Origin of the sequence: Flavobacterium sp. LHD-80, assembly GCF_030929605.1 — a bacterium.
Classification (GTDB): Bacteria; Bacteroidota; Bacteroidia; order Flavobacteriales; family Flavobacteriaceae; genus Flavobacterium.
This window is the reverse complement of the sequence record NZ_JAVFVS010000007.1, coordinates 51,475-78,281: the sequence shown is the minus strand read 5'-3', so window position 1 is coordinate 78,281 and position 26,807 is coordinate 51,475. Positions and strand designations below refer to the sequence as shown.

27 protein-coding genes are annotated in these 26,807 nt (G+C 34.7%); 14 read left to right on the top strand and 13 right to left on the bottom strand.

Features of this window, described 5'->3' with window-relative positions; all coding sequences use genetic code 11:
* Positions 1 to 109 precede the first annotated feature (109 nt).
* The 4 genes from RB619_RS11190 to RB619_RS11175 are packed head-to-tail and all read left to right on the top strand — an operon-like array spanning position 110 to position 4,806.
* Positions 110 to 1,639 (top strand): bifunctional GNAT family N-acetyltransferase/carbon-nitrogen hydrolase family protein, encoded by a 1,530-nt coding sequence (locus RB619_RS11190; RefSeq protein WP_308097394.1) that lies wholly within the window; start codon positions 110 to 112, stop codon positions 1,637 to 1,639.
* Complete coding sequence (locus RB619_RS11185; protein WP_155104194.1) at positions 1,636 to 1,983, top strand: hypothetical protein; 348 nt, start codon at positions 1,636 to 1,638, stop codon at positions 1,981 to 1,983. Before RB619_RS11190 ends, RB619_RS11185 begins: the two co-directional genes overlap by 4 nt.
* 11 nt (positions 1,984 to 1,994) lie before the next feature.
* Entirely contained in the window at positions 1,995 to 4,385 is a 2,391-nt protein-coding gene (locus RB619_RS11180) for a M28 family peptidase (RefSeq protein WP_308097391.1), read from the top strand.
* 1 nt (position 4,386) lies between these two features.
* The gene (locus RB619_RS11175; RefSeq protein WP_308097389.1) at positions 4,387 to 4,806 is read left to right on the top strand and encodes an SRPBCC family protein; all 420 of its coding nucleotides are present in this window, start codon (positions 4,387 to 4,389) and stop codon (positions 4,804 to 4,806) included.
* 134 nt (positions 4,807 to 4,940) lie between these two features.
* Here RB619_RS11175 and RB619_RS11170 read toward each other — a convergent pair whose 3' ends face one another.
* On the bottom strand, positions 4,941 to 5,336 hold the full coding sequence (locus RB619_RS11170; RefSeq protein ID WP_308097388.1) for a rhodanese-like domain-containing protein: 396 nt from the start codon (positions 5,334 to 5,336) through the stop codon (positions 4,941 to 4,943).
* A gap of 148 nt (positions 5,337 to 5,484) precedes the next feature.
* Between RB619_RS11170 and RB619_RS11165 the strand changes: the two genes are divergently transcribed.
* The 8 genes from RB619_RS11165 to RB619_RS11130 all read left to right on the top strand — a co-directional run bounded on the left by RB619_RS11165 (position 5,485) and on the right by RB619_RS11130 (position 13,670).
* A complete protein-coding gene (locus RB619_RS11165; RefSeq protein WP_308097386.1) occupies positions 5,485 to 6,387 on the top strand; it encodes a LysR family transcriptional regulator in 903 nt (300 codons plus the stop codon).
* On the top strand, positions 6,372 to 6,821 hold the full coding sequence (locus RB619_RS11160) for a GNAT family N-acetyltransferase (protein ID WP_308097384.1): 450 nt from the start codon (positions 6,372 to 6,374) through the stop codon (positions 6,819 to 6,821). Before RB619_RS11165 ends, RB619_RS11160 begins: the two co-directional genes overlap by 16 nt.
* A 106-nt stretch (positions 6,822 to 6,927) precedes the next feature.
* Positions 6,928 to 7,743 (top strand): NAD-dependent epimerase/dehydratase family protein, encoded by an 816-nt coding sequence (locus RB619_RS11155; RefSeq protein ID WP_308097382.1) that lies wholly within the window; start codon positions 6,928 to 6,930, stop codon positions 7,741 to 7,743.
* A 183-nt stretch (positions 7,744 to 7,926) separates the two neighbouring features.
* The gene (locus RB619_RS11150) at positions 7,927 to 8,403 is read left to right on the top strand and encodes a methylated-DNA--[protein]-cysteine S-methyltransferase (RefSeq protein ID WP_308097380.1); all 477 of its coding nucleotides are present in this window, start codon (positions 7,927 to 7,929) and stop codon (positions 8,401 to 8,403) included.
* 136 nt (positions 8,404 to 8,539) lie between these two features.
* Positions 8,540 to 9,253, top strand: coding sequence for a 3'-5' exonuclease (locus RB619_RS11145; protein ID WP_308097378.1), 714 nt, complete (start codon positions 8,540 to 8,542; stop codon positions 9,251 to 9,253).
* A gap of 104 nt (positions 9,254 to 9,357) precedes the next feature.
* Positions 9,358 to 10,431 carry a winged helix DNA-binding domain-containing protein gene (locus RB619_RS11140; protein WP_308097376.1) on the top strand — a complete coding sequence of 358 codons (1,074 nt, stop codon included), beginning with the start codon at positions 9,358 to 9,360 and terminating at the stop codon, positions 10,429 to 10,431.
* A 109-nt stretch (positions 10,432 to 10,540) separates the two neighbouring features.
* Positions 10,541 to 11,980, top strand: a complete 1,440-nt coding sequence (locus RB619_RS11135; protein ID WP_308097374.1) for a nucleoside recognition domain-containing protein — start codon at positions 10,541 to 10,543, stop codon at positions 11,978 to 11,980.
* 85 nt (positions 11,981 to 12,065) lie between these two features.
* Positions 12,066 to 13,670 carry a fumarate hydratase gene (locus tag RB619_RS11130; protein ID WP_308097372.1) on the top strand — a complete coding sequence of 535 codons (1,605 nt, stop codon included), beginning with the start codon at positions 12,066 to 12,068 and terminating at the stop codon, positions 13,668 to 13,670.
* A gap of 123 nt (positions 13,671 to 13,793) precedes the next feature.
* On the opposite strand, the gene RB619_RS11125 is transcribed toward RB619_RS11130, so the two are convergent.
* From RB619_RS11125 to RB619_RS11115, 3 genes are all read right to left on the bottom strand, one after another.
* Positions 13,794 to 14,294: a PAS domain-containing protein gene (locus tag RB619_RS11125; RefSeq protein ID WP_308097370.1), complete on the bottom strand. Its 501-nt coding sequence runs from the start codon at positions 14,292 to 14,294 to the stop codon at positions 13,794 to 13,796.
* 96 nt (positions 14,295 to 14,390) lie between these two features.
* Complete coding sequence (dinB, locus tag RB619_RS11120) at positions 14,391 to 15,473, bottom strand: DNA polymerase IV (protein WP_308097368.1); 1,083 nt, start codon at positions 15,471 to 15,473, stop codon at positions 14,391 to 14,393.
* A gap of 104 nt (positions 15,474 to 15,577) precedes the next feature.
* On the bottom strand, positions 15,578 to 16,084 hold the full coding sequence (locus RB619_RS11115) for a hypothetical protein (protein WP_308097365.1): 507 nt from the start codon (positions 16,082 to 16,084) through the stop codon (positions 15,578 to 15,580).
* 145 nt (positions 16,085 to 16,229) lie between these two features.
* Here RB619_RS11115 and RB619_RS11110 point away from each other — a divergent pair, with 145 nt between their 5' ends.
* Both RB619_RS11110 and RB619_RS11105 read left to right on the top strand, forming a co-directional pair.
* Positions 16,230 to 16,964 carry a metallophosphoesterase family protein gene (locus tag RB619_RS11110; RefSeq protein ID WP_308097363.1) on the top strand — a complete coding sequence of 245 codons (735 nt, stop codon included), beginning with the start codon at positions 16,230 to 16,232 and terminating at the stop codon, positions 16,962 to 16,964.
* Positions 16,965 to 17,011: 47 nt separating this feature from the next.
* The gene (locus tag RB619_RS11105) at positions 17,012 to 17,539 is read left to right on the top strand and encodes a DUF6646 family protein (RefSeq protein ID WP_308097361.1); all 528 of its coding nucleotides are present in this window, start codon (positions 17,012 to 17,014) and stop codon (positions 17,537 to 17,539) included.
* A 102-nt stretch (positions 17,540 to 17,641) separates the two neighbouring features.
* On the opposite strand, the gene RB619_RS11100 is transcribed toward RB619_RS11105, so the two are convergent.
* The 9 genes from RB619_RS11100 to RB619_RS11060 all read right to left on the bottom strand — a co-directional run bounded on the left by RB619_RS11100 (position 17,642) and on the right by RB619_RS11060 (position 26,705).
* Positions 17,642 to 18,085 carry a hypothetical protein gene (locus RB619_RS11100; protein ID WP_308097359.1) on the bottom strand — a complete coding sequence of 148 codons (444 nt, stop codon included), beginning with the start codon at positions 18,083 to 18,085 and terminating at the stop codon, positions 17,642 to 17,644.
* Positions 18,086 to 18,239: 154 nt separating this feature from the next.
* Positions 18,240 to 18,893: a CoA transferase subunit B gene (locus RB619_RS11095; protein ID WP_308097357.1), complete on the bottom strand. Its 654-nt coding sequence runs from the start codon at positions 18,891 to 18,893 to the stop codon at positions 18,240 to 18,242.
* A gap of 81 nt (positions 18,894 to 18,974) precedes the next feature.
* Positions 18,975 to 19,871, bottom strand: coding sequence for a class A beta-lactamase, subclass A2 (gene bla, locus RB619_RS11090; protein ID WP_308097355.1), 897 nt, complete (start codon positions 19,869 to 19,871; stop codon positions 18,975 to 18,977).
* Positions 19,872 to 19,966: 95 nt separating this feature from the next.
* A complete protein-coding gene (locus RB619_RS11085) occupies positions 19,967 to 20,665 on the bottom strand; it encodes a CoA transferase subunit A (protein WP_308097353.1) in 699 nt (232 codons plus the stop codon).
* 271 nt (positions 20,666 to 20,936) lie between these two features.
* Positions 20,937 to 23,243 (bottom strand): transglycosylase domain-containing protein, encoded by a 2,307-nt coding sequence (locus RB619_RS11080; RefSeq protein ID WP_308097351.1) that lies wholly within the window; start codon positions 23,241 to 23,243, stop codon positions 20,937 to 20,939.
* 9 nt (positions 23,244 to 23,252) lie between these two features.
* A complete protein-coding gene (locus RB619_RS11075; RefSeq protein WP_308097349.1) occupies positions 23,253 to 23,732 on the bottom strand; it encodes a gliding motility lipoprotein GldH in 480 nt (159 codons plus the stop codon).
* Complete coding sequence (locus tag RB619_RS11070; RefSeq protein WP_308097347.1) at positions 23,716 to 25,059, bottom strand: regulatory iron-sulfur-containing complex subunit RicT; 1,344 nt, start codon at positions 25,057 to 25,059, stop codon at positions 23,716 to 23,718. Before RB619_RS11070 ends, RB619_RS11075 begins: the two co-directional genes overlap by 17 nt.
* 174 nt (positions 25,060 to 25,233) lie before the next feature.
* Entirely contained in the window at positions 25,234 to 25,464 is a 231-nt protein-coding gene (locus RB619_RS11065; RefSeq protein ID WP_289879027.1) for a ferredoxin, read from the bottom strand.
* Complete coding sequence (locus RB619_RS11060) at positions 25,464 to 26,705, bottom strand: peptidase U32 family protein (protein ID WP_308097344.1); 1,242 nt, start codon at positions 26,703 to 26,705, stop codon at positions 25,464 to 25,466. Before RB619_RS11060 ends, RB619_RS11065 begins: the two co-directional genes overlap by 1 nt.
* Positions 26,706 to 26,807: the final 102 nt, after the last annotated feature.

Genomic DNA, 26,807 nt, shown 5'->3' with positions numbered 1-26,807 from the left:
GACGGCTCCACTAAAATATTCGGTTGCAAACTATTTACTTTCGATTGTAACTGTTTGTAAGCGTTTGCAAATGGAAATATTTTTGTATATTTGAGATAAATCCTACGATATGCAAACAAAAATCAATAAGGTTGAACTTCGTAACTTGGAAATCGAAGACTACAAACAGCTAAAAAATTCGATGATTCAGTCTTATCCAGAAATGGCAAATTCGTATTGGCAATCTGACGATATTGAAAGACTATTGGCTATTTTTCCTGAGGGACAATTGGTAATTTTAGTTGACGGAATAGTTGTAGGATCAGCATTGTCGCTTATTGTCGATGAAAAACTGGTCGACAAAAAACACAATTACAGCCAGATTCTTGGCGATTATACTTTCTCAACACATAATCCTGATGGAGAAATTTTGTATGGGATAGATGTTTTCATTCATCCAAATTACCGCGGACTGCGCTTAGGTCGCCGACTATATGACGCGCGTAAAGAACTTTGCGAACAATTGAATTTAAAAGCAATCGTTTTTGCAGGAAGAATCCCGAATTATGCACAGCATTCCAAAAAACTGAGTCCAAAAAATTACATCGAAAAGGTAAAACATAAAGAATTATACGATCCGGTACTTTCTTTTCAGTTAAGCAATGATTTTCACGTTTTAAGAATCATCAAAAATTATTTGGAAGGCGATGAAGAATCAAAAGAATTTGCGGTTTTACTCGAATGGAATAATATTTATTATGATGAAAGCCCAAAACTGATCAATCTTGAAAAAAGTGTTATTCGGCTTGGTTTGATTCAGTGGCAAATGCGCCAGCTGAACAATCTAGAGGAATTTTTTGAGCAAGCCGAATTTTTTATTGATGTGGTTTCTGGCTACGGAAGTGATTTTGCTTTATTTCCGGAACTTTTCATTGCGCCTTTAATGGCCGATTACAATCATTTATCTGAAGCAGAAGCTATTCGCGAACTCGCTCGATATTCGGAACCGATTAGAAAACGTTTCCAGGAATTTTCTATTTCATACAACATCAATATTATTACCGGAAGTATGCCTTATATGGAAAGCGGAAATTTATATAACGTTGGTTTTTTATGCAAAAGAGACGGAACTTCAGAAATGTACACTAAAATTCATATCACGCCAAACGAAGTCGTTCATTGGGGAATGAAAGGCGGTTCAGAATTTAAAACCTTTGACACTGACTGCGGTAAAATTGGTATTTTAATTTGTTATGATGTAGAATTCCCAGAACTTTCAAGACTTCTGGCAGATGAAGGAATGAATATTCTATTTGTACCTTTTTTAACCGATACTCAAAATGGCTATACTCGTGTAAAACATTGTTCGCAGGCACGTGCGATCGAAAACGAATGTTATGTCGCCATTGCCGGATGCGTTGGGAATCTTCCAAAAGTGAACAATATGGATATTCAATATGCACAAGCATCGGTTTTTACACCATCGGATTTTGCTTTTCCAAGCAACGGAATCAAAGCTGAAGCAACCCCAAATACAGAAATGACATTAATTGTAGATGTCGACTTAAATTTGTTAAAAGAACTTCACGAGCACGGAAGTGTTCACACCTTAAAAGACAGAAGAACAGATTTATACGAAATTAAAAAACTCAATTCATGAAGACTTGCCTCGAATGTTCCGAAAAAATTGTTGGCCGCGAGGACAAAAAATTCTGTTCAGACAGCTGCCGAAATGCCTACAACAACAAAATAAATAAAGACACGACAAATTTTATGCGGAATGTAAACAATAAATTACGCAAAAATTACCGTATTTTGGCTGAATTAAATTCAGAAGGAAAATCGAAAGCAACGCGGGAAAAAATGATAAATAAAGGTTTTGATTTTGATTTCTTTACCAATATCTTGCAGACCAAAACAGGGAATACCTACTATTTCCTGTACGACCAAGGATACCGTTCCTTGGACAACGATTATTTTATGCTAGTTAAAAAAGAAATATAGTACGATTCATCATGAAAAAAAACCCCACCTCAATTCTTGGATTTCTTTGTGTATTAGGCATTTTGGGCATTATTTATGCCACAATGATGCCACAATATATCTCGCGGGAAGAGGAAGCTTTGGCAGAATTTTCGACAGAAAGAGCCTTGAATCAGGTAGAAATAATTGCGCAAAAACCGCATTATGTAGGGTCAACCAATCATGAATTAGTAGCAAATTATCTAAAACTTGAATTAAATAGAATAGGTTTAGAAACCTCAACTCAAGAAGGTTTCACACTTAACGACAGAGGACTTTTAGTAAAATCTAAAAATATTCTGGCTCGCATAAAAGGAACCGACAACTCAAAAGCGCTTTTGCTTCTTTCCCATTACGACAGCGCGCCACATTCTTTTTCAAAAGGTGCAAGTGACGATGCTTCTGGGGTTGCTACTATTCTTGAAGGAATTCGTGCTTTTTTATATGCAAAACAGCCTCATAAAAATGATATTATAATTCTATTTTCTGATGCTGAAGAATTAGGATTAAACGGAGCAGCACTTTTTGTAAACAAACATCCATGGGCAAAAGATGTTGGTTTGGTGCTAAATTTTGAAGCAAGAGGTTCGTCAGGTCCAAGTTACATGCTGATGGAAACCAATAAAGGAAACAAAGCACTTGTAAAAGAATTCTCGAATGCAAAAGCAGCCTATCCGGTTTCAAATTCATTGATGTACAGCATTTATAAAATGCTTCCAAACGATACTGATTTGACTGTTTTTAGAGAACAAGGCAAAATTCAAGGTTTTAACTTTGCTTTTATCGACGGACATTACAATTATCACACACAGCAAGATGACATACAGCATTTAAATAAAACAACTCTGGCGCATCAAGGATCTTATTTGATGCCTTTGTTGAAATATTTATCAAATGCCGATTTAAATGCCACAGATTCTGCTGAAGACGATGTTTATTTCAGCGTTCCATTCTCTTTCATCAGTTATCCGTTTTCTTGGGTAACGCCAATGACAATAATTGCTTTAGGATTACTGATTCTTTTTATTTTTATCGGAAAAGCAAAACATATCATCTATTTCAGAGAGATTTTTAAAGGTTTCGTGCCGCTTTTAGGAGCTTTAATTATTGCGGGATTAGTGACTTTTTTAGGTTGGAAAATTGTTCTGGAAGTATATCCGCAGTATTCAGATATGCTCAACGGATTCACGTATAACGGTCACGCGTATATTGGCGCATTTGTAACGCTTAGTATTGCGATTTGCTTTGCCTTCTATCATCATTTTTCTGATCCAAAAGCAACAATGAATCATTTTGTGACTGCATTGCTTCTATGGATTATCATAAATGCTTTTATTGCAAATAGTTTAGTTGGCGCCGGATTCTTGATTGTTCCTGTTTATTTCGGAGTAATTTTATTCGGAATTTATGTTCTTACCGGTCATAACAGTTTAGGTGTCAACTTGCTGTTCTCTATCCCGGCTTTAATAATTATTGCTCCATTTATTGTAATGTTCCCAATTGGTTTAGGCTTAAAAATTCTTTTTGGAAGTGCCATTCTAACCGTTTTAGCTTTCGGATTATTGCTTCCAATTTTTGGAGCTTTTATCAAAAAAGGCGTTTGGACAATGTTGTTCTTTGCGGTTTCAATTGGTTTTTTCATCTATGCGGGCTATCATTCTGGATACGAGCAAGGAAAAGCAAAATCGAACAGTTTATTATATGTTTACAATGCAAATACCAACTCTGCAGTCTGGACGACATATGATGTTAACTTAGACGAATGGACAAAATCGTATTTAGGAGAAACAAATCAAAAAGCTGTTGGCTTAAACAGCCTTCCGCTTGCCAGTAAATATAACTCTGGTTTTACTTACAGCGCAATTGCTCCGGTTGTTGATGTTCCAAAACCGACAATTTCCTTTTTAAGAGATAGTGTCATTGGAAATAAAAGATTCTTGAAAATTAGAATAACGCCAAACCGTAAAGTAAACCGTTATGACATTTTTGCAAATCCAAAAATGACTTTTTACAACTTCAAAGCAAATGGAGTTTCAGAATCGGGTGCAAGAACAAATCGTCTTGAACGTGAAGGCGCAAAAATATTATGTTATTATGTTGTAGGCAACGAACCTCTTGAAATGGAGTTTTACATCAATAAATCATCTGTTTTTGATATGGATTTAATTGAAAGTTCTTTCGACTTAATGACCAATCCATTACTAAAAGTTAAACCAAGAAGCGACTGGATGATGCCTACTCCTTTTGTATTAAATGACGCGGTTTTAATTCAGCAAAAAATAAAAAGATATACAGCACCAGTACCTCAATTGCCTGTTGCTCCTGCAATAGACAGTTTATCAGTTGTAAAAGACAGCTTAAAACCAGCTATAAAAACAGAATAAAATGGCAACAAATATTTCTACAATCGTTCTGAATGCCCCAATCGAAAAAGTATGGAATTCCTTGACAAAACCAGAATTGGTGAAACAATGGCAATACGGAAGCGATCTCAGTACAAACTGGGAAAAAGGCAGTGAAATACGATTTAGAAATGAATGGCAGGGTCAGGTTTTTGAACAATGGGGAACGATTTTAGAAGTTATTCCAAATGAGAAAATAAGTTATTCTTTGTTTTTCCCGAGACCAGAATTAGAAGACAAACCAGAGAATTATTTTATTATGAATTATCTTTTATCTGAAGAGAATCAAAAAGTAAAACTCGAAATAATTCAGGAAGATAATCGTCCCAGAGCCGTTCAAGAAGAACCACAAGGCGAAGAAAATCCAATTTTGCAAGGTTTAAAAGCTTTAGTTGAGGCTTAAAATTAGGTTCTAAGATGCTAGATTCTCAGGTACTAAGGTTTCTTAGCTTATCAAAAAAAAACAAAAAGCACTATGAAAATAGTGCTTTTTTTAACCTTAGTTCCTTAGAATCTTAGCATCTTAGCACCTTTAAGTTAACACGCACATTCAATTTTTAATCCTTCTTTTACTCCTTTTGTGCCTTCGGTTGCATAACCGTCAAACTTCCACCACTCGATTCCGCCAATTAATTCTTTTACTTTAAATCCTAATTTTGTCATATTCAAAGCGCCTTTGGTTGAAGCGTTACAGCCAATTCCGTCACAATAGGTAACATACAAAACATCTCGGTCTAAATGTTGTGTCGTTTCTAAAGACATTTCACGATGCGGAATATTTATTGCATTCGGAATATGTTCTGCTTCAAATCCAAAAGCTTTTCTGGCATCAAGTGCAATTACTTTTTCACCATTATTTAAGGCTTCAAATAAATCGGATGGATCCATTTCAAAGGCCAGCTTATTTTCGTAATGTTTAATTTGCGTTTCCATAGTGTGTTGTTTTAAAGGTTTTGTTTTTTCAAAAATAGAACGCTTTACAATCTTATAAAAACGAAAAGAATTCATGCAGAACATTACTTTTTTTCATACAAAAGCCACTCTAAAATTTTGTTACTTTGTGTATTAATAAGCTAAAGAAATGGAAATACGTCATTTAAAATTGATAAAAGCAATTGTTGAAGAAGGAAGCATTACAAAAGCGATCGACAAACTTCATTTGACACAATCAGCTTTGAGTCATCAGCTCAAAGAAGCAGAATATCAATTGGGTACAGCTATTTTTTTACGAACCAACAAAAAACTGGTTTTAACAAAAGCAGGCGAAAAAATCTACGATTTAGCGAATGAAATCCTGAACAAACTCGCCGAAACTCAAACACAGATCAAACAAATGGTTTTTGGCGAATATGGCGAAATCCGAATCAGTACAGAATGTTTCTCGAGTTATCATTGGCTTCCTTCGGTTATGAAGCAATTTCATCTGTTGTATCCAAATGTCGAATTGAAAATTGTTGCCGAAGCGACTCATATTCCGCTTCAAAAACTTTTGGATAATACGATCGATATTGCCATTGTAAGCGATACCATTAAAGACAATAATATCAAATATACCGAGCTTTTTCAGGATGAAGTGGTAATGGCCGTTTCTGAAAATCATCCTTGGGCAGATAAAAAATATGTAGTTGCGGAAGATTTCATCAATGAACATTTGATTATTCATTCTCTTCCAATGGAAACAGTTACGATTCACCAATTTCTTTTGGCTCCAGCCAAAGTCACTCCAAAGAAAATAACGCCAATGCCCTTGACAGAAGCTTCTCTGGAAATGGTTAAAGCCGATATGGGTGTTATGTCGATGGCAAAATGGGCGCTTCAGCCACATCTAAAATCAAGTCCGATTAAAGCAATTAAAGTTGGAAAAAACGGTTTGAAGAGAAAACATTTTATCGCAACCCGCGCCAATGAAAATTATCCGGATTATTTCCACCATTTTATCAACTTTCTACAAAACGAAATCAACCTACAATGGAATATACAATAAGAGAATGCGAAATAACTGATTTGCCTAAACTGGTTATTTTATGTCAAAAACATGCTGAATTTGAAAAAGCTGAATATGATCCAAAAGGAAAAGAAGAAGGCTTAAAAGAAGCTTTGTTCAGTGAAAACCCCAAATTATTTTGCTTAGTTGTGGCCAAAGACAATGACATTGTTGGTTATGTTTCCTATAATTTCACCTACTCAACTTGGAGTGCTGGCGATTTCATCTACATGGATTGTTTGTTTTTAGAGGAAGAAGCCCGAAATTTTGGAATTGGGGAAGTTCTAATCAATAAACTAAAACAAATAGGCAAGGAAAAAAACTGTGTCAATATGCAATGGCGTACCCCGCAATTTAACGAAAGAGCTATTAAATTTTACCATCGAATGGGGGCAAAAGGAAAAGACAAAGTTTGCTTTTTTCTGGATTTGTAACCTAAAATTTTTGTTTCACGCAGATTCAGCAGATTTTGCAGATTTTCTTTTTACGAAATAAAAGCCTCTGAACCTTTGTATCTTTGTGGCTTTGAAACTTAAAACAATGAAACAAATAAGCATATTAGGTTGTGGCTGGTTAGGCTTTCCTTTGGCAAAAAGACTTCTCGAAAAAGGAAATTCAGTAAAAGGCTCCACAACTTCTGAAAACAAACTTTCAATTTTAAAAGATTCCGGAATAAATCCGTTTTTGGTTGCGCTTGAAAGCGAAAGTGTTTCAGAAAGTATAAATGATTTTTTATCTGAAAGCGAAATCTTAATTATTGATATTCCGCCAAAATTAAGAACCGTTGACCCAAGTTCTGAAAAGAAAGTCTTTGTCGAAAAAATTAAAAACCTAATTCCGTTTATAGAGAAATCAATCGTTAAGAAAGTACTTTTTGTAAGTTCAACTTCTGTTTATGGCGATGAAAACGATTTTATTACAGAAGAAACCGTTCCAAATCCTGAAACTGAAAGCGGTAAACAATTGCTTTTAGCCGAAAATATTCTTCTTGAAAACAAAAACTTCCAAACTACGATTTTACGTTTCGGCGGATTAATCGGCGAAGACCGACATCCTGTAAAACATTTATCCGGAAAAGAAAATCTAGAAAATCCTGATGCTCCGATAAATTTAATTCATCAAAATGATTGTATGGGAATTATTGAAGCCATCATAAACCAATCAAAATGGAATGAAGTTTTCAATGCTGTAGCGCCTTTTCATCCCACAAGAGAGGAATATTATACGCAAAAAGCAAAAGAACAAAATCTTGTTTTACCCAAATTCAGTTCTGAAAAATCGAATATTAAAAAGGTTATTTCCAGCGGAAAAATTGAGAATGTTTTAAGTTATCAGTTTAATCTGGAAAATTATTAGAGATTGTCAGGCTGAGCGAAGTCGAAGCCCCGTTTTGTTTTCACAAGCCTTCGACTTCGCTCAGGATGACACTCGTGTAAACTTTGTAGCAACAAAAACTTAAAATTGCTTATATAACTTATATGGTTTAAAAAACTTTGCGAACTTTGCGTAAATCTTAGCGCCTTTGCGGTTAAAAAAATTATGGAAACAGCTTACATTAATTCACCCTTAGGAATCACCAAAATAGTTGGAGACGAAGACGGTATTGCAGTAATTTCTGTTTCTGATGTTGGCACAAATGAAGTTTCAAAGAAAATTCCAAAAGTTTTACAAGACGCTGTTTCACAATTAGAAGAATATTTCGAAGGAAAAAGAACCGATTTCGACTTAAAACTGAATCCGCAAGGAACTGAATTTCAACAAAAAGTATGGAAAGCATTATTAGAAATTCCATACGGAAAAACAGTAAGTTATATGGATCAAACCAAAAAGTTGGGCGATGTAAAAGCAATTCGAGCTGTCGCTTCTGCAAATGGCAAAAATCCGCTTTGGATTGTTGTTCCTTGTCATCGTGTTATTGGCACAAATGGTTCTTTGACTGGTTATGCCGGTGGATTATCTCGCAAGAAATGGCTTTTGGAACACGAAAGTCCAAGTAAACAGCAAAGTTTATTCTAAAATTAAACACAAATTTCACAGATTTACACAAATTAAAATTATAGCTTTATATTTACAAAAAAGTGAAGTTTTGCGTAACTATTTTTCTTCAAATAATTAGTGTTAATTAGTGCAATTCGTGTTTTAAACTAAAATAATGATTGAAAAAATAAATCTTAATAATATTCTTTTCCTGGATATAGAAACGGTTCCGGAAGAAGAAAACTTCAATTCGCTTGACGCAGAAATGCAATCGCTCTGGGATCTAAAAACACAATATCAGCGAAAAGACGATTTTACGCCGGAAGAATTTTATGATCGCGCCGGAATTTGGGCGGAATTTGGAAAGATTGTCTGTATTTCTGTCGGTTATTTTACAATCAAAGGTGATATTCGGAATTTTAGAGTGACTTCTTTTTTTGGAGAAGAAAAAAAGATTCTGAAAGACTTCAATAATCTTCTGAACAATCATTTCAATCAGCCTCAACATCTTTTGTGTGGACATAATGCCAAAGAATTTGATATTCCGTTTATTGCGCGACGAATGATCATCAATCAAATCGCGATTCCAGACAAACTGAATTTATTTGGCAAAAAACCTTGGGAAATTGCACATTTAGATACTTTAGAATTATGGAAATTTGGCGATTACAAGCATTTTACTTCTTTAAAATTACTGACTAAAATTCTCGGAGTTCCTTCTCCAAAAGGTGATATCGACGGAAGTCAGGTTGCACATGTTTTTTATGTCGAAAAAGACATTGATCGAATTGTAACGTATTGCGAAAAAGATACTATTGCCGTTGCACAGATTTTCCTTCGCTTAAGAAGAGAAGATTTATTGATTGAGGAAGAGATTATTCATGTATAGCTCTTTTTAAGGTCCTAAGGTTCTGAGATGCTAAGGTGCTAAGGTGCTAAGGTTACTTATCATGAACTCATATCACTTATATGGTTTAATAAAAAGTTTTGCAAATGATTCATTCTGAAATTTCACATCATCGTCTTGTTTCTCAAAAATTGTATAAAACAAGTCAATGCTCACCGGAAGAAATCGTTCGACATTTTGGCGCAATACAGGCGCAGGACTATGCAATGGCGAAATGGGCAATTGGTTCCCGTTGTGATTCTTCTGAAAAGGAAATTGAAGAAGCTGTGAATTCGGCTAAAATTATTCGGACCCATATTCTTCGTCCCACTTGGCATTTTGTATCTTCTGATGATATTTATTGGATGCTGGATCTTTCTGCGCCCCAAGTAAAACGTTTTACAATTTCGGCAGCTAAGAAATTTGGTTATGATGCAAAAAAACTTGATCAAACCAATAATGCAATCGAAAAGCTTTTAGCCGGAAACAATCATTTGACTCGAGATGAAATTATGCAGGAACTTGGCATCAGCAAAACTTCAAAAGAAGATTTTCTGAGTGCGGCTATTATGATGAATGCCGAACTAGACGGTTTGGTTTGCAACGGAAAAATGAAAGGCAAACAAATCACTTATGCATTATTAGAAGAAAGAGTTGCTAAACCAAAAAACAAATTAACCAAAGAAGAAGGCCTCGAAAAATTAGCAAAACGATACTTTGAAAGCCACGGCCCTGCTACGATCACTGACTTTTCGTGGTGGTCTGGTTTCCCTCCAACTATCTGTCAGCAAACAGTTAATGCAATAGGGTTGCAATTGAATTCTGTCGAAATCGACGGACAGATTTATTGGTTTGGAACGGATTATTCTTTTGAAAGCAGCTTCCGCGAAAGCGTACATTTTCTTCCAGCTTTTGATGAACTTTTAATTTCATATAAAACTCGAGAAGCTTCTATGCAACCCGAACATCAATCAAAAGCTTTTACCAATAATGGGATTTTTAAACCCATTATTCTGGAAAACGGAAAAGTAATTGGAATTTGGAAAAGAACAGTCAAAAAAGATCATGTCAAAGTAGAAACACAATTTTTTAATGATACCGAATTCTCTAAAAAAAAGGTTTTATTTGAAGGAATAAAATCTTTTGAAAAGTACCTGGAAACCAAAATTGTTATTGAATAAATCGAATTTTCACTAAAAATTTATCGCTTCATTTAAATACTTCTACTTTCAATACTAAAATCTTTGTGCGTTTTATTGCTAAATAATTACATTTACAAAAAATATAATTATGGTTTTAAGCAGATTTTGGTTAGCGATTTTCATTTCTTCAATTTTCTTTATTGTAGTCAGTTTATTTACTGCCAATACTTATACCGTTGATTCTGTATTGAATGGAAAAAAAGACGACCCGATTTTGGTTTCTGAAAAATACATCGAACAGCTTCCTGCTTTCATAAAAGACAGTATTGCAAAAGCGAAAGATCAAACCATGATTGTCAATCGCGACACATTAAATGCTGATACTACTTACGTTTACAAAAACAAAACAGTAAGAATTTACAGCGGTTTACAAAAATCTGATGGTTTATTGCCAACTTGTAAAACTACGTTAGTTGATATAATTCTGCCACTTATTGCTTACCTGGCTTTTTTCTGCGGTTTGATGGAGCTTTTAATTATTTCTGGAGCTTCTGGAAAATTAGCTAAGCTTTTGAGTCCGGTATTTGTAAAAGTATTTCCTAGCATCCCACAAAATCACCCATCAATTTCGTACATGACCCTAAACTTTGCTGCTAATTTCTTAGGATTAGATTCGGCTGCAACGCCTTTTGGACTGAAAGCTATGGAAAGTTTACAAGAAATAAATCCCGATAAAGACAAAGCAAGTGATGCACAAATTATGTTTATGTGTCTTCACGCGTCTGGATTGACTTTAATTGCTACTTCGATTATTGGATATCGTGCGGCCGCAAATGCAACAAATCCAGCCGATGTAATGTTACCTTGTATTATAACTTCGTTTATTGGCACAATTGCCGCTTTCTTAATTGTTGGAATCAAACAAAAAATCAATTTTAAAAGTGCATCGCTACTTATTGGTTTAATGACTTTAATTGCTGCAATAGTTGGTTTATTGATGTATGTGAATCACTTGGATTTAATTGGAAAAAACTATTTTACTTCAAATCTTTCAGGATTAATATTAATTGCGATTATTGCTTTTACTTTGATTTTCTCTTTTGTTCATGAGAAAAAATTTAAAGAGGCTGAAACGACTGTTTTTGACACTTTTGTCGTTGGTGCAAACAACGGAGTTAAAACCGGAGTTACCATTTTTCCTTATGTTTTAGGAATGCTGGTTGCTATTTCTTTGTTTAGAAACAGTGGTTTATTTGAAATTATTAGCGACGGAATTGCATTTATATTTTCGAATTTAGGTGTAAGTCAAGAAATTACAAATGCACTGCCTGTAGCCATGTTGCGCCCGTTCAGTTCTGCAGGGTCAAGAGGCTTTTTGATTGATTCAATGAATACATTTGGCGCCGATTCTCTAACAGGAAGATTGAGCAGCATTTTTCAATGCAGTGCCGAGAGTACTTTTTATGTAATTGCCGTGTACTTTGGTTCGGTTAATATTAAAAACACACGTTATGCCTTGGGCACAATGCTTTTGGTGGATTTAATTTGTGTGATTACGGCTATTTTTGTGGCGACATGGTTTTTTTAAAATCACCCATAAATTATGTACAAACGCCCCTAATTCAAATTCTTTCTTAGGTAAATAATTTCTAACTTTGTAAAAAAACAAAACAATGATTGATTTTATATACCAAGATCCTTATCCGATTTTAAAGGATGAGACACAATACCGCAAAATCACTTCTGATTTTGTAAAAACAGAAAAATTTGGAGAACGCGAAGTTTTAACTGTAGACCCAAAAGGTTTAGAATTATTAGCCGAAGAAGCTTTAACAGATGTGTCGTTCATGTTGAGAACGACACATTTGCAAAAACTAAGAAATATTCTTGACGATCCAGAAGCGACAGATAATGATCGTTTTGTGGCGTATAATTTACTTCAAAATGCTTCTGTCGCTGCCGAAGGTCAATTGCCAAGCTGTCAAGATACAGGAACTGCCATTGTAATGGCAAAAAAAGGCGAAAGCATTTTTACTGGTGTTGATGACGCAGAATGGCTGAGCAGAGGAATTTTCAATACGTACCAAAAACGTAATTTACGTTATTCTCAAATCGTTCCGATTACGATGTTTGAGGAGAAAAATTCAGGATCAAATCTACCTGCTCAAATTGATATTTATGCTAAAAAAGGAAGTTCTTACGAATTTTTATTTATGGCAAAAGGAGGCGGATCTGCGAATAAAACGTATTTATATCAGCAGACAAAATCGTTATTGAACGACAAATCGTTGGATGCATTTATTCGTGCAAAAATCAAAGATTTAGGAACTTCGGCTTGCCCTCCTTATCACTTGGCTTTAGTAATTGGGGGAACTTCTGCGGAAGCGAATTTAGGCGCTGTTAAAAAAGCATCTGCAGGATATTATGATCATCTTCCAACTTCAGGAAATATGGCTGGTCAGGCATTTCGTGATTTAGAATGGGAAGAAAGAGTTCAAAAAATTTGTCAAGAAAGTGAAATTGGAGCTCAGTTTGGAGGAAAATATTTTACGCATGATGTTCGTGTCGTTCGTTTGCCTCGTCACGCCGCTTCTTGTCCAGTTGGATTAGGTGTTTCATGTTCTGCTGACAGAAATATTAAAGGAAAAATCACGAAAGACGGAATCTTCGTTGAGCAGTTAGAAGTAAATCCGAAACAATTTTTACCAGAAACGGCTCCACATTTAGAAGCTCCAGTTGAAATTGATTTAGATCAGCCAATGGCCGACATTTTAGCTAAATTATCTCAGTATCCAATTAAAACGCGTCTAAAACTAAACGGAACTGTAATTGTTGCCAGAGATATTGCACACGCAAAAATTAAAGAATTACTAGACGCCGGACAACCAATGCCGGAATACTTTAAAAATCACCCAGTTTATTATGCTGGGCCTGCAAAAACTCCAGAAGGAATGGCCTCAGGAAGTTTTGGACCAACAACAGCTGGACGTATGGATGTTTATGTGGATGAATTCCAGAAACATGGAGGAAGTATGATTATGCTTGCTAAAGGAAACCGTACTAAACAAGTTACAGATGCATGCAACAAATACGGCGGATTCTATTTAGGTTCGATTGGAGGTCCTGCTGCTATTTTGGCACAAGACAACATCCTAAAAGTAGAAGTTGTTGATTTTGAAGAATTAGGAATGGAAGCTGTTCGTAAAATCACCGTAAAAGATTTCCCTGCTTTCATCATTACAGATGATAAAGGAAATGACTTTTTTGAAAACCTGTAGTATTTTGCCACAAAGGCACTAAGACACAAAGTTTTTATATTATTCAAAAACCGCCTAAAAGGCGGTTTTTTTATTTCCTTATAAATTATTTTCTTCTCGACTTAGTGTCTTTGTGGCAGAAAACTAAGCACTAAGAGCATTTTTTTCAAATGCTATAAAATGAGAAACTTCGCCTTTAGCGTTATAAACAGGAAATCCGCTGATGTGGCAACTGTATACTTTTCCGTTTTTTTTATAGTTTTCAATCGTCTTCTCAAACGAGGTTTTCAACTGGATTGCTTCTCTGATTTCTTTAAGGGCAGTAGGACATGTTTCTGGCCCTTGAAACATTTTGGGCGTGTTTCCTAAAACTTCTGCCTCGGTATAGCCGGTCATTCTTTTGATTTTACTTGATGCGAAAACAATTCTCAAATTCAAATCTGTAATCACAACTACTTCATTTTTAATCCGTTCTTCTATTTCAAGTTCCTTTTCATTCCATGAATATTGAGTTGAAATATCATGGAGTTTTTTCAAATCGGCAACAATAGCTTTTAATTCATTTACATATTCATAATGAAAATCCCAAGCCAAAATTGGTACCGAATAACGATAAGAAGCATCTTCAAGGTCAGCGTTTTTCATTTGGAGCAATTTAAATGAGACATCTTTTCTCTCAAAGATAAAGCTAAAAGTCCAATCCTTTTTACGGGAAACCGTATTTTTAATTATTATAACAAATCAAAATGAAAATTTTAATTGCACAACAACGGCCTTCTTTTCCTCTGTATTCAAGTTATTTAGCGAAATTCCGAGCAATCTCACAGAATCTTTCATTCGCTCTTGGTACAACAATTCTTCTACAGTTTCTAAAATCAGGCTTTTATCTGAAATAAAATAAGGAAGTGTTTTGCTTCTAGTCTGCTGTGTAAAATCACTGTATTTGATTTTAAGCGTAACGGTTTTGCCCGAAATGTTATGCTTTTTCAAACGTCTTTCTAATGACGTCGCGATTTTTTCGAGCTGTTCAAGCATAAAAATTTCAGAGGATAAATTGACATCAAAAGTATGTTCGGCTGCTACAGATTTTGTAATACGATTTGATTTTACTTCGCTATTATGAATGCCTCGTACAACTTTATAATAAAAACCGCCAGATTTCCCGAAATGTTTTTCGAGAAATTCCAATGTTTTGCTTTTTAAATCGGCGCCTGTAAAAATACCGAGCTGATACATTTTTTCAGTCGTTACTTTCCCAACGCCATAAAATTTCCTGATTGGCAATTCTTCTAAAAAAGCTAAAATCTCATCTGGATTGACCGTTTTTTGACCATTCGGTTTATTAACGTCGCTTGCAATTTTAGCTACAAATTTGTTAACTGAAATTCCTGCCGAAGCTGTAAGTCCAACTTCATTCAAAATTCGCATCCTGATTTCCTGAGCAAGCAAACTCGCGCTTGGATTCCCTTTTTTATTTTGGGTGACATCGAGATAAGCTTCGTCCAAAGAAAGCGGTTCGACTAAATCTGTGTACTCATGAAAAATTTTATGAATTTTAGAAGAAATCTCTTTGTAGCGGTCAAATCTTGGACGAACAAAAATAATTTCCGGACAATATTTTTTAGCCAAAACCCCGCTTATTGCACTTCTTACACCAAATTTCCTGGCTTCGTAACTTGCTGCCGAAACCACTCCTCTATTTTCTGAACCGCCAACAGCAACAGGTTTTCCTCGTAAGGCAGGATTATCCATCTGCTCTACTGAAGCATAAAAAGCATCCATATCAATATGGATAATTTTTCGGTAAACAGGAGTTTCAGACATGTTACAAATTTAAATAGGAAACGCTGAAAAATGGCACTAAAATATCATAAAAAAAGCCACAGTTTTACAACTATAGCTTTATATTTTCTTCTAAATAAGATCTCTTAAAACTCTATTCTCAAGCCAATTTGGTTTGTACTGGCAATTAAAGTCGTTTTTGGTCCTGGACTATAATTTTCGGCCAAACCTTTATTATATTTTTCAAGAGCTGCTTTTATTTTTTTTGGATATCCAATCTTAATCGGAATTGAAGCAACAAGCATAGCACCGCCAATAATAGCCATTGTCATATTTGAACGTTTTACTGGCGCTGGCCCATAGCCATTCCAATTATCTGGCATATCTCCCTCATTCATTTCAACAATCAAATTGGTTGCCACAAGTGCCAATCCTCCATAAAAGAAAATATTTCCCCAGGTTTTTTTATTTCTTCCGGAATTATAAAGTGCCAAAGCTTCTGGATTTTCGTTCATCAGGGCTCGAACTAAGTCTGTTTTTACTTTTTGGTTTTCAGCATTGTAAACGGTACCGCCACTTCCGTAAGTAAGCTTACCTTGCGAATATCCCGCAAAAGCAAGCATTAAAAATAAAAGAGTTAAGTTTCTTTTCATAAATTGTTTTTAGGTTATGTTAGTTATTTGTTTTTGCCTGAAAAATTAAAACATAAAATTATCAGGTTCGCAAAGATTAACAACTAAATGATTCCAAACAAATCATTTTCTCTATTTTTGTAATCCTTATTCGAAATATTAAAAAATGCGAACATTTGTTTTAGGCGATATACACGGAGGATTACGCGCACTTGAGCAAGTGTTGGACAGAGCCAAAGTTACTGCAGAAGATACCCTTATATTTTTAGGCGATTATGTTGATGGCTGGAGTCAATCTGCAGACGTAATCGATTTTTTAATTGATCTTAAAACCAAACAAAAATGCATTTGCATTAGAGGAAATCATGATCAGCTGGCACTGGACTGGCTGGAAAACAGGCATGAAGATTTTGATGAAGAAATGTGGTACAAACATGGCGGAAAAGCTACTGTTGAAGGATATTCTAAACTTTCTGAAGAAAAAAAGAAAACGCATATCACATTTTTAGAATCATTGAAAGATTATTATCTTGATGATGAAAACCGCCTTTTTGTTCACGCCGGATTTACAAATTTGAACGGCGTTGTCTGGGAATACTTTCCGAAATTATTTTATTGGGACAGAACGCTTTGGGAATCGGCTCTTGCTTTAAACCCGGCTTTAAAACCAGATGATTTATATTATCCTAAACGTTTTACGGTTTATAAAGAAATCTACATTGGCCACACTCCTGTAACCCGAATTGGAGAAACCATACCTGTAAACAAAGCTTGTGTCTGGAATGTTGATACTGGTGCTGCGTTCAAAGGTCCTTTGACGATTATGAATGTGGATACCAAGGAATTCTGGCAGAGTGAACCATTAAATGAATTATATCCTGACGAAAAAGGTAGGAATTGATTTCCAAAAAACTATTTTTGCATCTCAAAATTATTAATATAAAGTTTATGAAAAAAGTTATTACACTACTGTTTTTAGTATCATTCGGATTTATTAATGCGCAACAAGCTTTTAAAGGCAAAGGCGATATCAAAGTAAATGTTGGTGCTAACATTCAGGATGGTGGTTCTGGAATTCAAGGTTCTGTAGATTTTGGTTTAGGAGAAAATTTCTCTTTTGGTTTTGTTTCAAACTATTTACTTGGCGTAAATAATTTCAATGGCATTTACGGTGGTAATCCAACTCCATACAATGATTACAAACCAGAATTTAAAGATCGTTTTGATGCAAAAGCAAGAATCAACGCTAATTTAAGCAGTGTTATTGGAATCGAGCAATTAGATATTTACCCAGGTTTAAGCTTAGGTTTGAAAAATTTTGGAGGGCATGTTGGAGGACGATATTTCTTTACTGAAGGATTTGGTGTTTTCACAGAAATTGGTTTTCCAATTGCAAAATACAGCGACAACAATGATGTTTTTGATCATTTAAATAATCAGGCTACTTTCAGTTTAGGAGCTTCATTTAATTTGTAATATATACTTTGTGAGTTTTAGGTACAAAGTTGCAAAGACTCAAAGTTGCAAAGTTTAAAAAAAGAAAAAACCGCCTTATTGGCGGTTTTTGTATTTTATGTTCTAAATGTAAGCTCGTGAAAGTTTTCTTTTCAACATAAAAAGAAAATCATTTAATGTAACCACATAATCTTCATTTGAGTTTTCATCAATTAAGAATTCTGAAATGTCTTTATCTCTATATGGAAACAATGAAGGAAAACATGGAAAATATACATTTGAAATTCCGTTTACACATGAAGACAGCATAAAATAGAATACCAAGAAACGGATAAAAACAAGGATTTTTCGAAAACCCTTACTTAAATTATATCTTTTATTTTCTTTTAAAACTTTAATACTAAAATAAAGCAATTGAATTATAAAAATTGGTATTAAAATATTCGACAAATATTGCAAACTACCAATATCTACCAAGGACATTAACAACGTTATTAAAATTGAAGTTGCCGTATTTATAAGAAAGAAATAACTTCCCCATTTTAAATCTATTTCAAACTTTTCCAAATGTGTGCGTTTTAAGATTAAAGCAAATGTAAATAAAAGATTACTTTGTTATTTGGTCTGAAAAAATAAAAAAAGAGAACTTTCATTCAAGAAAGTTCTCTTTATCTCATTCACCTTTGCATCTCTGTGCCTTTGAATCTTTAAACCTTAAAAATCAAATCGACATTTCAGGAATTTCGCCTTCAATGATCAAATCCGCCTCAGTTGAAGCGATGATGTGCTCAACTGAAACACCTGGCGCGCGTTCTAAGAGCTTAAAACCTTTTTCGGTTACTTCTAGAACAGCAAGCTCGGTTACAACCTTTTTAACGCATCCTACTCCGGTTAATGGCAAAGTGCATTTTTTTAAGATTTTAGATTCACCTGCTTTATTCACATGCATCATGGCAACGATGATATTTTCGGCGGAAGCCACCAAATCCATTGCGCCTCCCATTCCTTTTACCATTTTTCCCGGAATTTTCCAGTTGGCGATATCTCCGTTTTCAGAAACCTCCATTGCGCCTAAAATCGTTAAATCTACTTTTTGACTGCGAATCATTCCAAAACTAAAAGCCGAATCAAAAAAACTCGCACCCGGAAGTGTTGTTATAGTTTGTTTTCCTGCGTTGATAATATCAGCATCTTCTTCGCCTGCAAATGGAAATGGTCCCATTCCGAGAACTCCATTTTCACTTTGAAATTCAACTGCAATATCTTCTCTAACGTAATTTGCAACCAAAGTCGGAATGCCAATTCCAAGGTTTACAAAATACCTGTCTTTTACTTCTTTAGCAATTCGTTTTGCTATATCTTCTTTTGTTAACATAAATTCAATGTGTCAATTTGGAAATTAGATAATTAGATAATGCTTCACTTTGCCTATTTAATTATCTAATTATCACATTTTCTAATTATCTAATTTTCTTTTGGTAAAATAATTCCAAGTCGCTTTAGCTATATCTGCGATTATTTTCTCAGTATCTTCTTTGGTTTCTGTTATCTCTTTTAAATAAACCGAAATAATAAAATGCTTTCCATTTGGAAGCTTTACAATTCCAACATCATTCATGGCAACTCTCAGATTATTATCATTTGTTCCTGAAATTCCGGTTCTGTGTGCCAATTCAGTTCCCTCGGGAAGTCCAGCTTTCAACCAAGTAAGTCCTCTTGACGTCTCAACCATTATTTGATATAAATACTTTTTTGTCGTTTCTTTAAGAATTACTCCTTTGTAGAATTTTTCAAGTAATTCTGTTGTTGCCAACGGCGTTGTTGTATTTATATAAAGATTTTTCCAAGTTTCCATTTGCTTTTCATTGACCTTAATGACAAAATCTTTAATACCTTGTTTGTTTATAAATTTTTGAACCTCTTTCGTTCCTCCAACTAACTTAATCAATAAATCACAGCCGTTATTATCGCTATGCGAAACCGTATATCGCAATAATTTATCTAACGTTAAGTCCATATTTCCTTCCGGATAATCTTCCCTCATCGGGCTCCAAGTATTTTCATTCAGATCCTTCTTCTTAATAAAGATTTTTTGACCTAATGAAAGTTTACCTTCATCCACTTTGTTCAAAACAGTTAAGGCAATATGAAATTTAAAAACACTCATTAACGGCGCTTTCAAATTTCCATTGATGCTTAAAGTATCTTTATCTTCAATACTTTTAATAGAAATTCCAACTGTTGCCTTCTTAGTTGTAATAATCTGATTTAGTTCTTTCCGAAGATCAGATGTTGTCTGAGAAAAAGCCTGAAAAGTAAAAAATGAAATCAGAAGGATAGAAAGTTTCGTCATATTTTTTTAATGTGTCAATTAGTCAATTTGATAATTAGATAATTTTTTCAAGCATGTGTTTAATTATCTAATTGACAAATTATCTCATTATCTAATTACCTCTGTCTTACGGTACGTTGCTCGATTCTCTTTTCAAATTTTTCTCCCTGAAAGATGCGTTGTACCATAATTCCCGGAATGTGAATTTGATTTGGATCTAAAGTTCCAACTGGAACTAGCTCTTCAACTTCGGCAATTGTAATTTTTCCGGCACCAGCCATGCAAGCGTTAAAGTTTCTGGCAGTTCCTTTAAAGATAAGATTTCCTGCTTCATCGCCTTTCCATGCTTTTACAATTGAAAAATCAGCTTCAAAAGCTTTTTCCATAATATGCATTTTTCCTTTGAATTCACGCACTTCTTTTCCTTCGGCAACTTCGGTTCCATAACCGGCTGGCGTGAAGAATGCAGGAATTCCGGCTTGAGCGGCACGGCATCTTTCTGCCAAAGTTCCTTGTGGTGTCAATTCCACTTCTAATTCTCCAGAAAGCATCTGGCGTTCGAACTCAGCATTTTCACCAACATATGACGAAATCATTTTTTTGATTTGTTTTTTCTGCAAAAGCAAACCTAACCCAAAATCATCAACGCCTGCATTGTTTGAAATACAAGTTAAATCTGAAATTGATGTGTTTACCAATGCTGCAATCGTATTTTCAGGAATACCGCATAAACCAAAACCACCAAACATAATTGTCATTCCAGTTTCAATTCCTGCAATTGCGTCCTGAACATTATTAACTTTTTTTGTTATCATAACAAATGATCTTTATTACTGTATATTTTTGATAAAAATAAGATTTTTAGATTGAATTATATCGATTTCGTAAAAAATAAATCTAGTTTTCAACCGCAAAGTTCGCAAAGTTATTTTATAAAATTCAAACTTTGCGAACCTTGCGTAAACCTTAGCGTACTTTGCGGTTAAATTTTTAATTATAAATTCAATCCAAAAAAAATCCTTTTGTTTTCTTCTATTAATTTAAAAGAAAACAAAAGGATAATTTTATTAAAAAACCGAACTTAAACTATAGCTCGAATTCGTCTGTATTTTGTTCTGTTTGTGTAGTATCTTTTACAACAGCAGGTCTTTGGTAACAATCCACTTTTATAGAAAGATTTGCTGGACGCTCAAATTCAGATTTTGAAATTTGAAGCGCTTCGTCTTTATAACAAAGCTTCATGAAATATGCCCAAACTGGTAGTGCAGCTGTTGCTCCTTGTCCGTAAGTTAAACTTTTGAAACGTGCCGAACGATCTTCGCATCCAACCCAAACTCCAGTTACTAAATTTGGAACCATTCCCATAAACCAACCATCTGACTGGTTTTGCGTTGTTCCAGTTTTACCTGCAATTGGGTTTCTAAACATATATGGATATCCTGTCCAGCGATTGTCTCCACTTCCTCCACCTTCTGTACGTAAACGCGCACCAGAACCTGTTTCAGTAACTCCTTCTAATAATTTGATTACAGCAAAAGCGATATCTTTATTCAAAACATCATGCGATTCTGGAATTGGCTCATAAATAACCTCACCGCTTTTATTTTCAATTCGGCTTAAAAACTGCGGTTTTACATAAACTCCTTGATTTGCAAATGTGCTGTATGCCGCAACCATGTCTTCAACAGTAATATCTACAGCTCCAAGCGCAATAGATGGTTGTACCGGAATTTCAGTTTTTACTCCTAATTTTTTTGTCAATTCAACAACTGCTTCTGGACCAGTTCTGTCAATTAATTTAGCCGAAACTGTATTGATCGAATTTGCCAAACCTTGTTTCAACGTTACCATTCCACGGTATCTGTTGTCAGAGTTTCTTGGTTCCCAATCTTCTGTTACGTGGTGACGCCCTTTATGAATCATAAAAGGTCCATCTAAAATTGAATCACAAGGAGACATATTTAACTGTTCGATTGCCGTTGCGTAAACAAAAGGTTTAAAAGTCGAACCAACTTGTCTTGCTCCCTGCCCTACGTGATCGTATTGGAAATATTTGTAATTGATACCACCAACCCATGCTTTAATGTTTCCGGTTTGAGGCTCCATTGCCATTAAACCAGACTGCAAAAAGTGTTTGTAGTAACGAATCGAATCCAGTGGCGTCATGATTGTATCACGCTCCCCTTTCCAAGTAAAAATTCGCATTTGCGTTTTTACTTTGAATGAAGCAATAATATCATCTTCGCTCTTATCCATATCTTTCATAATGGCCCAGCGAGTCGAATTTTTCATCGCCTGCATCATGATTCTGTCAGTTTCAGCTTGGGTAATATTTACGAAAGGAGCATTTTTATTGGTTTTCATTTCAATAAAAAACTGCTGTTGCAAATTTTTCATATGTTCTGAAACTGCTTCTTCAGCATATTGCTGCATTCTTGAATCGATAGTCGTATAAATTTTTAAACCATCTTTATAAATGTCATAATCAGATCCGTCAGGTTTTTTATTTTCAGCAACCCATTTTTTCATGTAATCACGAAGATATTCTCTGAAGTATGTTGCCATTCCTTCACGGTGGCTTTCTAATTTGAATTTTAATGTAATTGGTAAAGCTTGTAATCTCAGTTTTTCGGCTGTAGTGATCATTTTTGCTTTTTCCATTTGAGAAAGCACCACATTACGGCGATTTTTAACTCCCTGCGGATTACGAACCGGATTGTATAATCCTGAATTCTTGAACATTCCAACTAAAATAGCTGATTCGTCCATCGTTAAATCTTTTGGATCTTTCGAAAAATAAGTCTGAGCAGCAGAACTAACTCCAACTGAATAATTTCCAAAATCATAAACGTTGCAATACATTGCAAGAATTTCATTTTTAGTATATTGTCTTTCCAGACGAATAGCAATAATCCATTCTTTTATTTTCTGAACAATTCTAAATGGCAAAAACTTAGAACCTTCTCCGTGAAATAATTGTTTTGCTAATTGCTGTGTTAGTGTACTCGCTCCACCATTAGTTCCTAAAGTGAAAACAGCTCTTAAAGTTCCACGTCCATCAATTCCTGAGTGTTCGTAAAAACGAGCATCTTCTGTTGCAACTAAAGCTTCAACTAAACTTTTTGGCAAATCAGAATATTTAAGCTGAGATCTATTTGTTTTAAAGTATTTACCAATTACAACTCCATCCGAAGAAATAATTTCAGTGGCTAAATTTGAATCTGGATTTTCTAGATCTTCAAACGAAGGCATTGAACCGAATAATCCCCAAGAGGCAAATAAAAAGAAAGCCAAAATACCAAGTAATGTATAGGCAAAAACACGCCAGAACTTCTTTTTATAGTAATTAATATCTTTAACGCTATTTGATTGATTGTTTTTCTTAGCAGCCATAATTATTTTCTAATCTTTTTGTTCTATTCTAAAACCAACGTCTGTAATACCTTCTAAAGCCTGAACACCAGGAATTTTGCCTGATTCTCTAACAGCTTGCTTGATGTGAACTTTGTATTTTCCTTTAAACTTTACATCTTCTTTGTAAAACAATTTACTCTCTTTGATATCCGTAAAACCATTTCCTAGTAAGGTTCCATCTGGATTAGCCATTTGATATTCTAGCGTATCTACTTTTGTGAAACCGCTTGGCGTTTCAATGGCTACAATTAGAAACAGATTATTAAACGGATAATTGTTGTTGTCTCTCAAATTTACAAATAAATTGTACTTTTTGGTAGAATCTAAAACTGGCAAATCAAATGTTACAACACTATCTTTATGCCAGGCGCTTCCAACCGATTTGTATTCATCAAATACTCTTTTTTTATCGCATGAAAAAAGAAGTATTGCAACCAAAAGAAGAATTGCGCTATTTTCTATTCTCATTTTTAGTAATAATTATTGGTTTTCTAGGCTCAGCAGGCTTGTTTTCATTCGGTTTATTTGATTTATTCGAATGATTTTGCTTGTTCTGTCCTTTATTTGATTTATTCGGATTCCCGCCAGCCGGTTTATTATTATTGCTGTTATTATTTCCTTGCTGTGGTTTATTTGGTGTTGCTGCCACGACCGTATTTTCAGCATTTGGTTTGCGTTTGCGGTTTGGTTTTTTCTTTCTTTTTGGCTGATCAAAACGAGTTAAACTCTCTTGTCCCATTGCATTATTAAAGTCTTTTTCTGGTTCAGAAGTTACTTCGATAGCAAAATCTTCTAATGAAGAAACTTTGTTTTTCTGTTTATTTTCAGCAATAATTTCTTTAACCTGATCAATTTTCAAAACATGCCAGTTTGCAAAATTATTAGTGTATGCAAACCACATCAATCCTTTAAAAATATCTTGTTTTTGACAAACAGCGTCTCCTTTTTCGGTTACTAATTTTGTATCGTAATCTGGAAATTCTTTCAAAGCATCCATGTAAGTATCTAACTCATAGTTTAGACAACATTTAAGCTTTCCACATTGACCCGCCAATTTTTGCGGATTCAATGACAATTGCTGATAACGCGCCGCCGATGTATTGACACTTCTAAAATCTGTCAACCAAGTTGAACAACAAAGTTCACGTCCGCAAGAACCAATTCCGCCTAGACGCGCCGCTTCCTGACGGAAACCAACCTGTTTCATCTCAACTCTTGTGCTAAATTCTTTTGCAAAATCCTTAATCAGCATTCTAAAATCCACACGGTCATTTGCTGTGTAATAAAACGTCGCTTTCGATCCGTCTCCTTGAAATTCGATATCCGAAATTTTCATTTCCAATTTATGCTGAATTGCCAATTCACGTGCACGAACCTTCATAGGCTCTTCACGATCACGCGCTACAGACCAAATATCAATATCTTTTTGAGATGCTTTTCTATAGATTTTTGGAACTTCGTTACTTTCGTAATTTACTCCTTTTTTCTTCATTTGAATTTTAACCAATTCGCCTGTTAAAGTAACAATTCCAATATCATGTCCTGGCGAAGCAACAGTTGCTACAATATCGCCAATACTTAAAGTTAATTTCTCTGAATTTCTAAAAAATTCTTTGCGTCCGTTTTTAAAACGAACCTCAACACAATCAAAAATCGCCTCTCCATTAGACGGACTCATGTTTGAAAGCCAGTCAAAAACCGTCAATTTATTGCAGCTATCGGTGCCGCAAGTCCCATTATTTTTACAACCCTTTGGTGCGCCACCATCTGAGGTTGAACAACTTGTACATGCCATAATTATATATGTAGTGTTGCATAAAAGCAACTTAAGTTCATAAACGTTTGATCGGTAAAGATAGTATTTTTTTTATTTGACCATTTATAGATTAATTGTAAAGGGTTGTTAAATAAAAAAACCTATTCTGTTTGTCACAAAATAGGCTTATTTAGGATTCTATACGTTTATTTTTTAGGTTTCTTTCACCGTAATAATTTTCACCGGACACGCTTTTGCAGCCAATTCACAACTTTCTACAATTGCATGATTTGGGGATTTAAGTGTAAAAAAGCCTTTTGCATTCTGCGAATGAATCAAAACTGATTTTCCATCTTTTTTTGACATTTGAAAATGAACTGGATCCATTTCGACGCAATAGTTACAACCAATGCATTTATCTCTTTGTAAAGTTACGACTACCATTATGCCTCAACAATTTTATATAATTTGTCAGACATTCTAATTCTAAAAGGCAATTTAAAAGTGCAATCGTCACCTTTTGTCGCTTTTTCTGTCGCAAGATCATTTACAAACATTTCGTCGATAATCATTTCCTGCGCTCCTGTGCTTGGTCCTGTTACGAGAATTTTATCCCCGATTTTGATATCGTACGCTTCTATTTTAAATTGGCCAACTTCTGCTTTTGGGAAATAATGCGTTCCTCTTCCAACATAAACTTTCTTCTGAGTTGCCGCAGATCCTGGAATATCACTCCATTCTCCTAATTCCTGACCCAAATAATATCCGGACCAAAATCCGCGATTGTAAACGGTTTCTAAAGCTTCCATCCAAACTGCGGTCTTTTCTTTTGAGAAAGTTTCATCGTAATACGCATCAATTGCTTCGCGATACGTTTTGGTTACAGTTGCCACATATTCTGGTGCGCGTCCGCGTCCTTCGATTTTTAAAACTTGAATTCCGGAATCGATAACTTGATCTAGGAAATCAATTGTACATAAATCTTTTGGCGACATCATGTATTCGTTATCCAATTCGATTTCGAAACCTGTTTCCTGATCAATAACCGTATATTTTTTTCGGCAGTTTTGTTTGCAAGCACCACGATTTGCAGATGAGTTATTTGAATGCAGACTTAAATAACATTTTCCTGAAACCGCCATGCACAAAGCACCATGGCCAAAAATTTCGATTTCGACTAAATTACCATTTGGGCCTTTTATTTGTTCTTTTTCAATTTGAGCCGTAATATTTTTTACTTGACGCAAGCTTAATTCTCGGCTTAAAACCATCGTATCTGCAAATAAACTGTAGAATTTTATGGTCTCGATATTCGTTACATTCAACTGGGTTGAAATGTGAATTTCCATTCCAATTGATCTTGCCATAGCTATTACAGCCTGATCAGATGCAATTACTGCCGTAATATTTGCTTCTTTGGCTTTGGTCAATAATGTTTTTACGACTGATAGATCATGATCGTAAATAATAGTGTTTAAAGTCAAATAGCTTCGAACTTTTTTTGCTTCGCATCGATTGGCAATTTCTTTTAAATCGTCAATGGTAAAGTTTACCGTTGAACGTGCACGCATATTAAGCTGTTCAACTCCAAAATATACGGAATCACAGCCATTGTCTAAAGCAGCCTGAAGTGACTCAAAATCTCCAGCTGGAGACATAAGTTCGATTGTATTGTTAATTGTCATTTTTGATTCTATTATTTCAATGAAATGATTTTTAATCAGTCATCTAACAATCGACAAAAATAATGTGGGTGTAGATTAGATTCCTATGATTTATATCATAGT

Bases quoted from the DNA above. Each gene is read 5' to 3' on its own strand.
- RB619_RS11190 (WP_308097394.1), top strand. From the start codon at position 110: ATGCAAACAAAAATCAATAAGGTTGAACTTCGTAACTTGGAAATCGAA.
- RB619_RS11185 (WP_155104194.1), top strand. From the start codon at position 1,636: ATGAAGACTTGCCTCGAATGTTCCGAAAAAATTGTTGGCCGCGAGGAC.
- RB619_RS11180 (WP_308097391.1), top strand. From the start codon at position 1,995: ATGAAAAAAAACCCCACCTCAATTCTTGGATTTCTTTGTGTATTAGGC.
- RB619_RS11175 (WP_308097389.1), top strand. From the start codon at position 4,387: ATGGCAACAAATATTTCTACAATCGTTCTGAATGCCCCAATCGAAAAA.
- RB619_RS11170 (WP_308097388.1), bottom strand. From the start codon at position 5,336: ATGGAAACGCAAATTAAACATTACGAAAATAAGCTGGCCTTTGAAATG.
- RB619_RS11165 (WP_308097386.1), top strand. From the start codon at position 5,485: ATGGAAATACGTCATTTAAAATTGATAAAAGCAATTGTTGAAGAAGGA.
- RB619_RS11160 (WP_308097384.1), top strand. From the start codon at position 6,372: ATGGAATATACAATAAGAGAATGCGAAATAACTGATTTGCCTAAACTG.
- RB619_RS11155 (WP_308097382.1), top strand. From the start codon at position 6,928: ATGAAACAAATAAGCATATTAGGTTGTGGCTGGTTAGGCTTTCCTTTG.
- RB619_RS11150 (WP_308097380.1), top strand. From the start codon at position 7,927: ATGGAAACAGCTTACATTAATTCACCCTTAGGAATCACCAAAATAGTT.
- RB619_RS11145 (WP_308097378.1), top strand. From the start codon at position 8,540: ATGATTGAAAAAATAAATCTTAATAATATTCTTTTCCTGGATATAGAA.
- RB619_RS11140 (WP_308097376.1), top strand. From the start codon at position 9,358: ATGATTCATTCTGAAATTTCACATCATCGTCTTGTTTCTCAAAAATTG.
- RB619_RS11135 (WP_308097374.1), top strand. From the start codon at position 10,541: ATGGTTTTAAGCAGATTTTGGTTAGCGATTTTCATTTCTTCAATTTTC.
- RB619_RS11130 (WP_308097372.1), top strand. From the start codon at position 12,066: ATGATTGATTTTATATACCAAGATCCTTATCCGATTTTAAAGGATGAG.
- RB619_RS11125 (WP_308097370.1), bottom strand. From the start codon at position 14,294: ATGAAAAACGCTGACCTTGAAGATGCTTCTTATCGTTATTCGGTACCA.
- dinB (WP_308097368.1), bottom strand. From the start codon at position 15,473: ATGTCTGAAACTCCTGTTTACCGAAAAATTATCCATATTGATATGGAT.
- RB619_RS11115 (WP_308097365.1), bottom strand. From the start codon at position 16,084: ATGAAAAGAAACTTAACTCTTTTATTTTTAATGCTTGCTTTTGCGGGA.
- RB619_RS11110 (WP_308097363.1), top strand. From the start codon at position 16,230: ATGCGAACATTTGTTTTAGGCGATATACACGGAGGATTACGCGCACTT.
- RB619_RS11105 (WP_308097361.1), top strand. From the start codon at position 17,012: ATGAAAAAAGTTATTACACTACTGTTTTTAGTATCATTCGGATTTATT.
- RB619_RS11095 (WP_308097357.1), bottom strand. From the start codon at position 18,893: ATGTTAACAAAAGAAGATATAGCAAAACGAATTGCTAAAGAAGTAAAA.
- bla (WP_308097355.1), bottom strand. From the start codon at position 19,871: ATGACGAAACTTTCTATCCTTCTGATTTCATTTTTTACTTTTCAGGCT.
- RB619_RS11085 (WP_308097353.1), bottom strand. From the start codon at position 20,665: ATGATAACAAAAAAAGTTAATAATGTTCAGGACGCAATTGCAGGAATT.
- RB619_RS11080 (WP_308097351.1), bottom strand. From the start codon at position 23,243: ATGGCTGCTAAGAAAAACAATCAATCAAATAGCGTTAAAGATATTAAT.
- RB619_RS11075 (WP_308097349.1), bottom strand. From the start codon at position 23,732: ATGAGAATAGAAAATAGCGCAATTCTTCTTTTGGTTGCAATACTTCTT.
- RB619_RS11070 (WP_308097347.1), bottom strand. From the start codon at position 25,059: ATGGCATGTACAAGTTGTTCAACCTCAGATGGTGGCGCACCAAAGGGT.
- RB619_RS11065 (WP_289879027.1), bottom strand. From the start codon at position 25,464: ATGGTAGTCGTAACTTTACAAAGAGATAAATGCATTGGTTGTAACTAT.
- RB619_RS11060 (WP_308097344.1), bottom strand. From the start codon at position 26,705: ATGACAATTAACAATACAATCGAACTTATGTCTCCAGCTGGAGATTTT.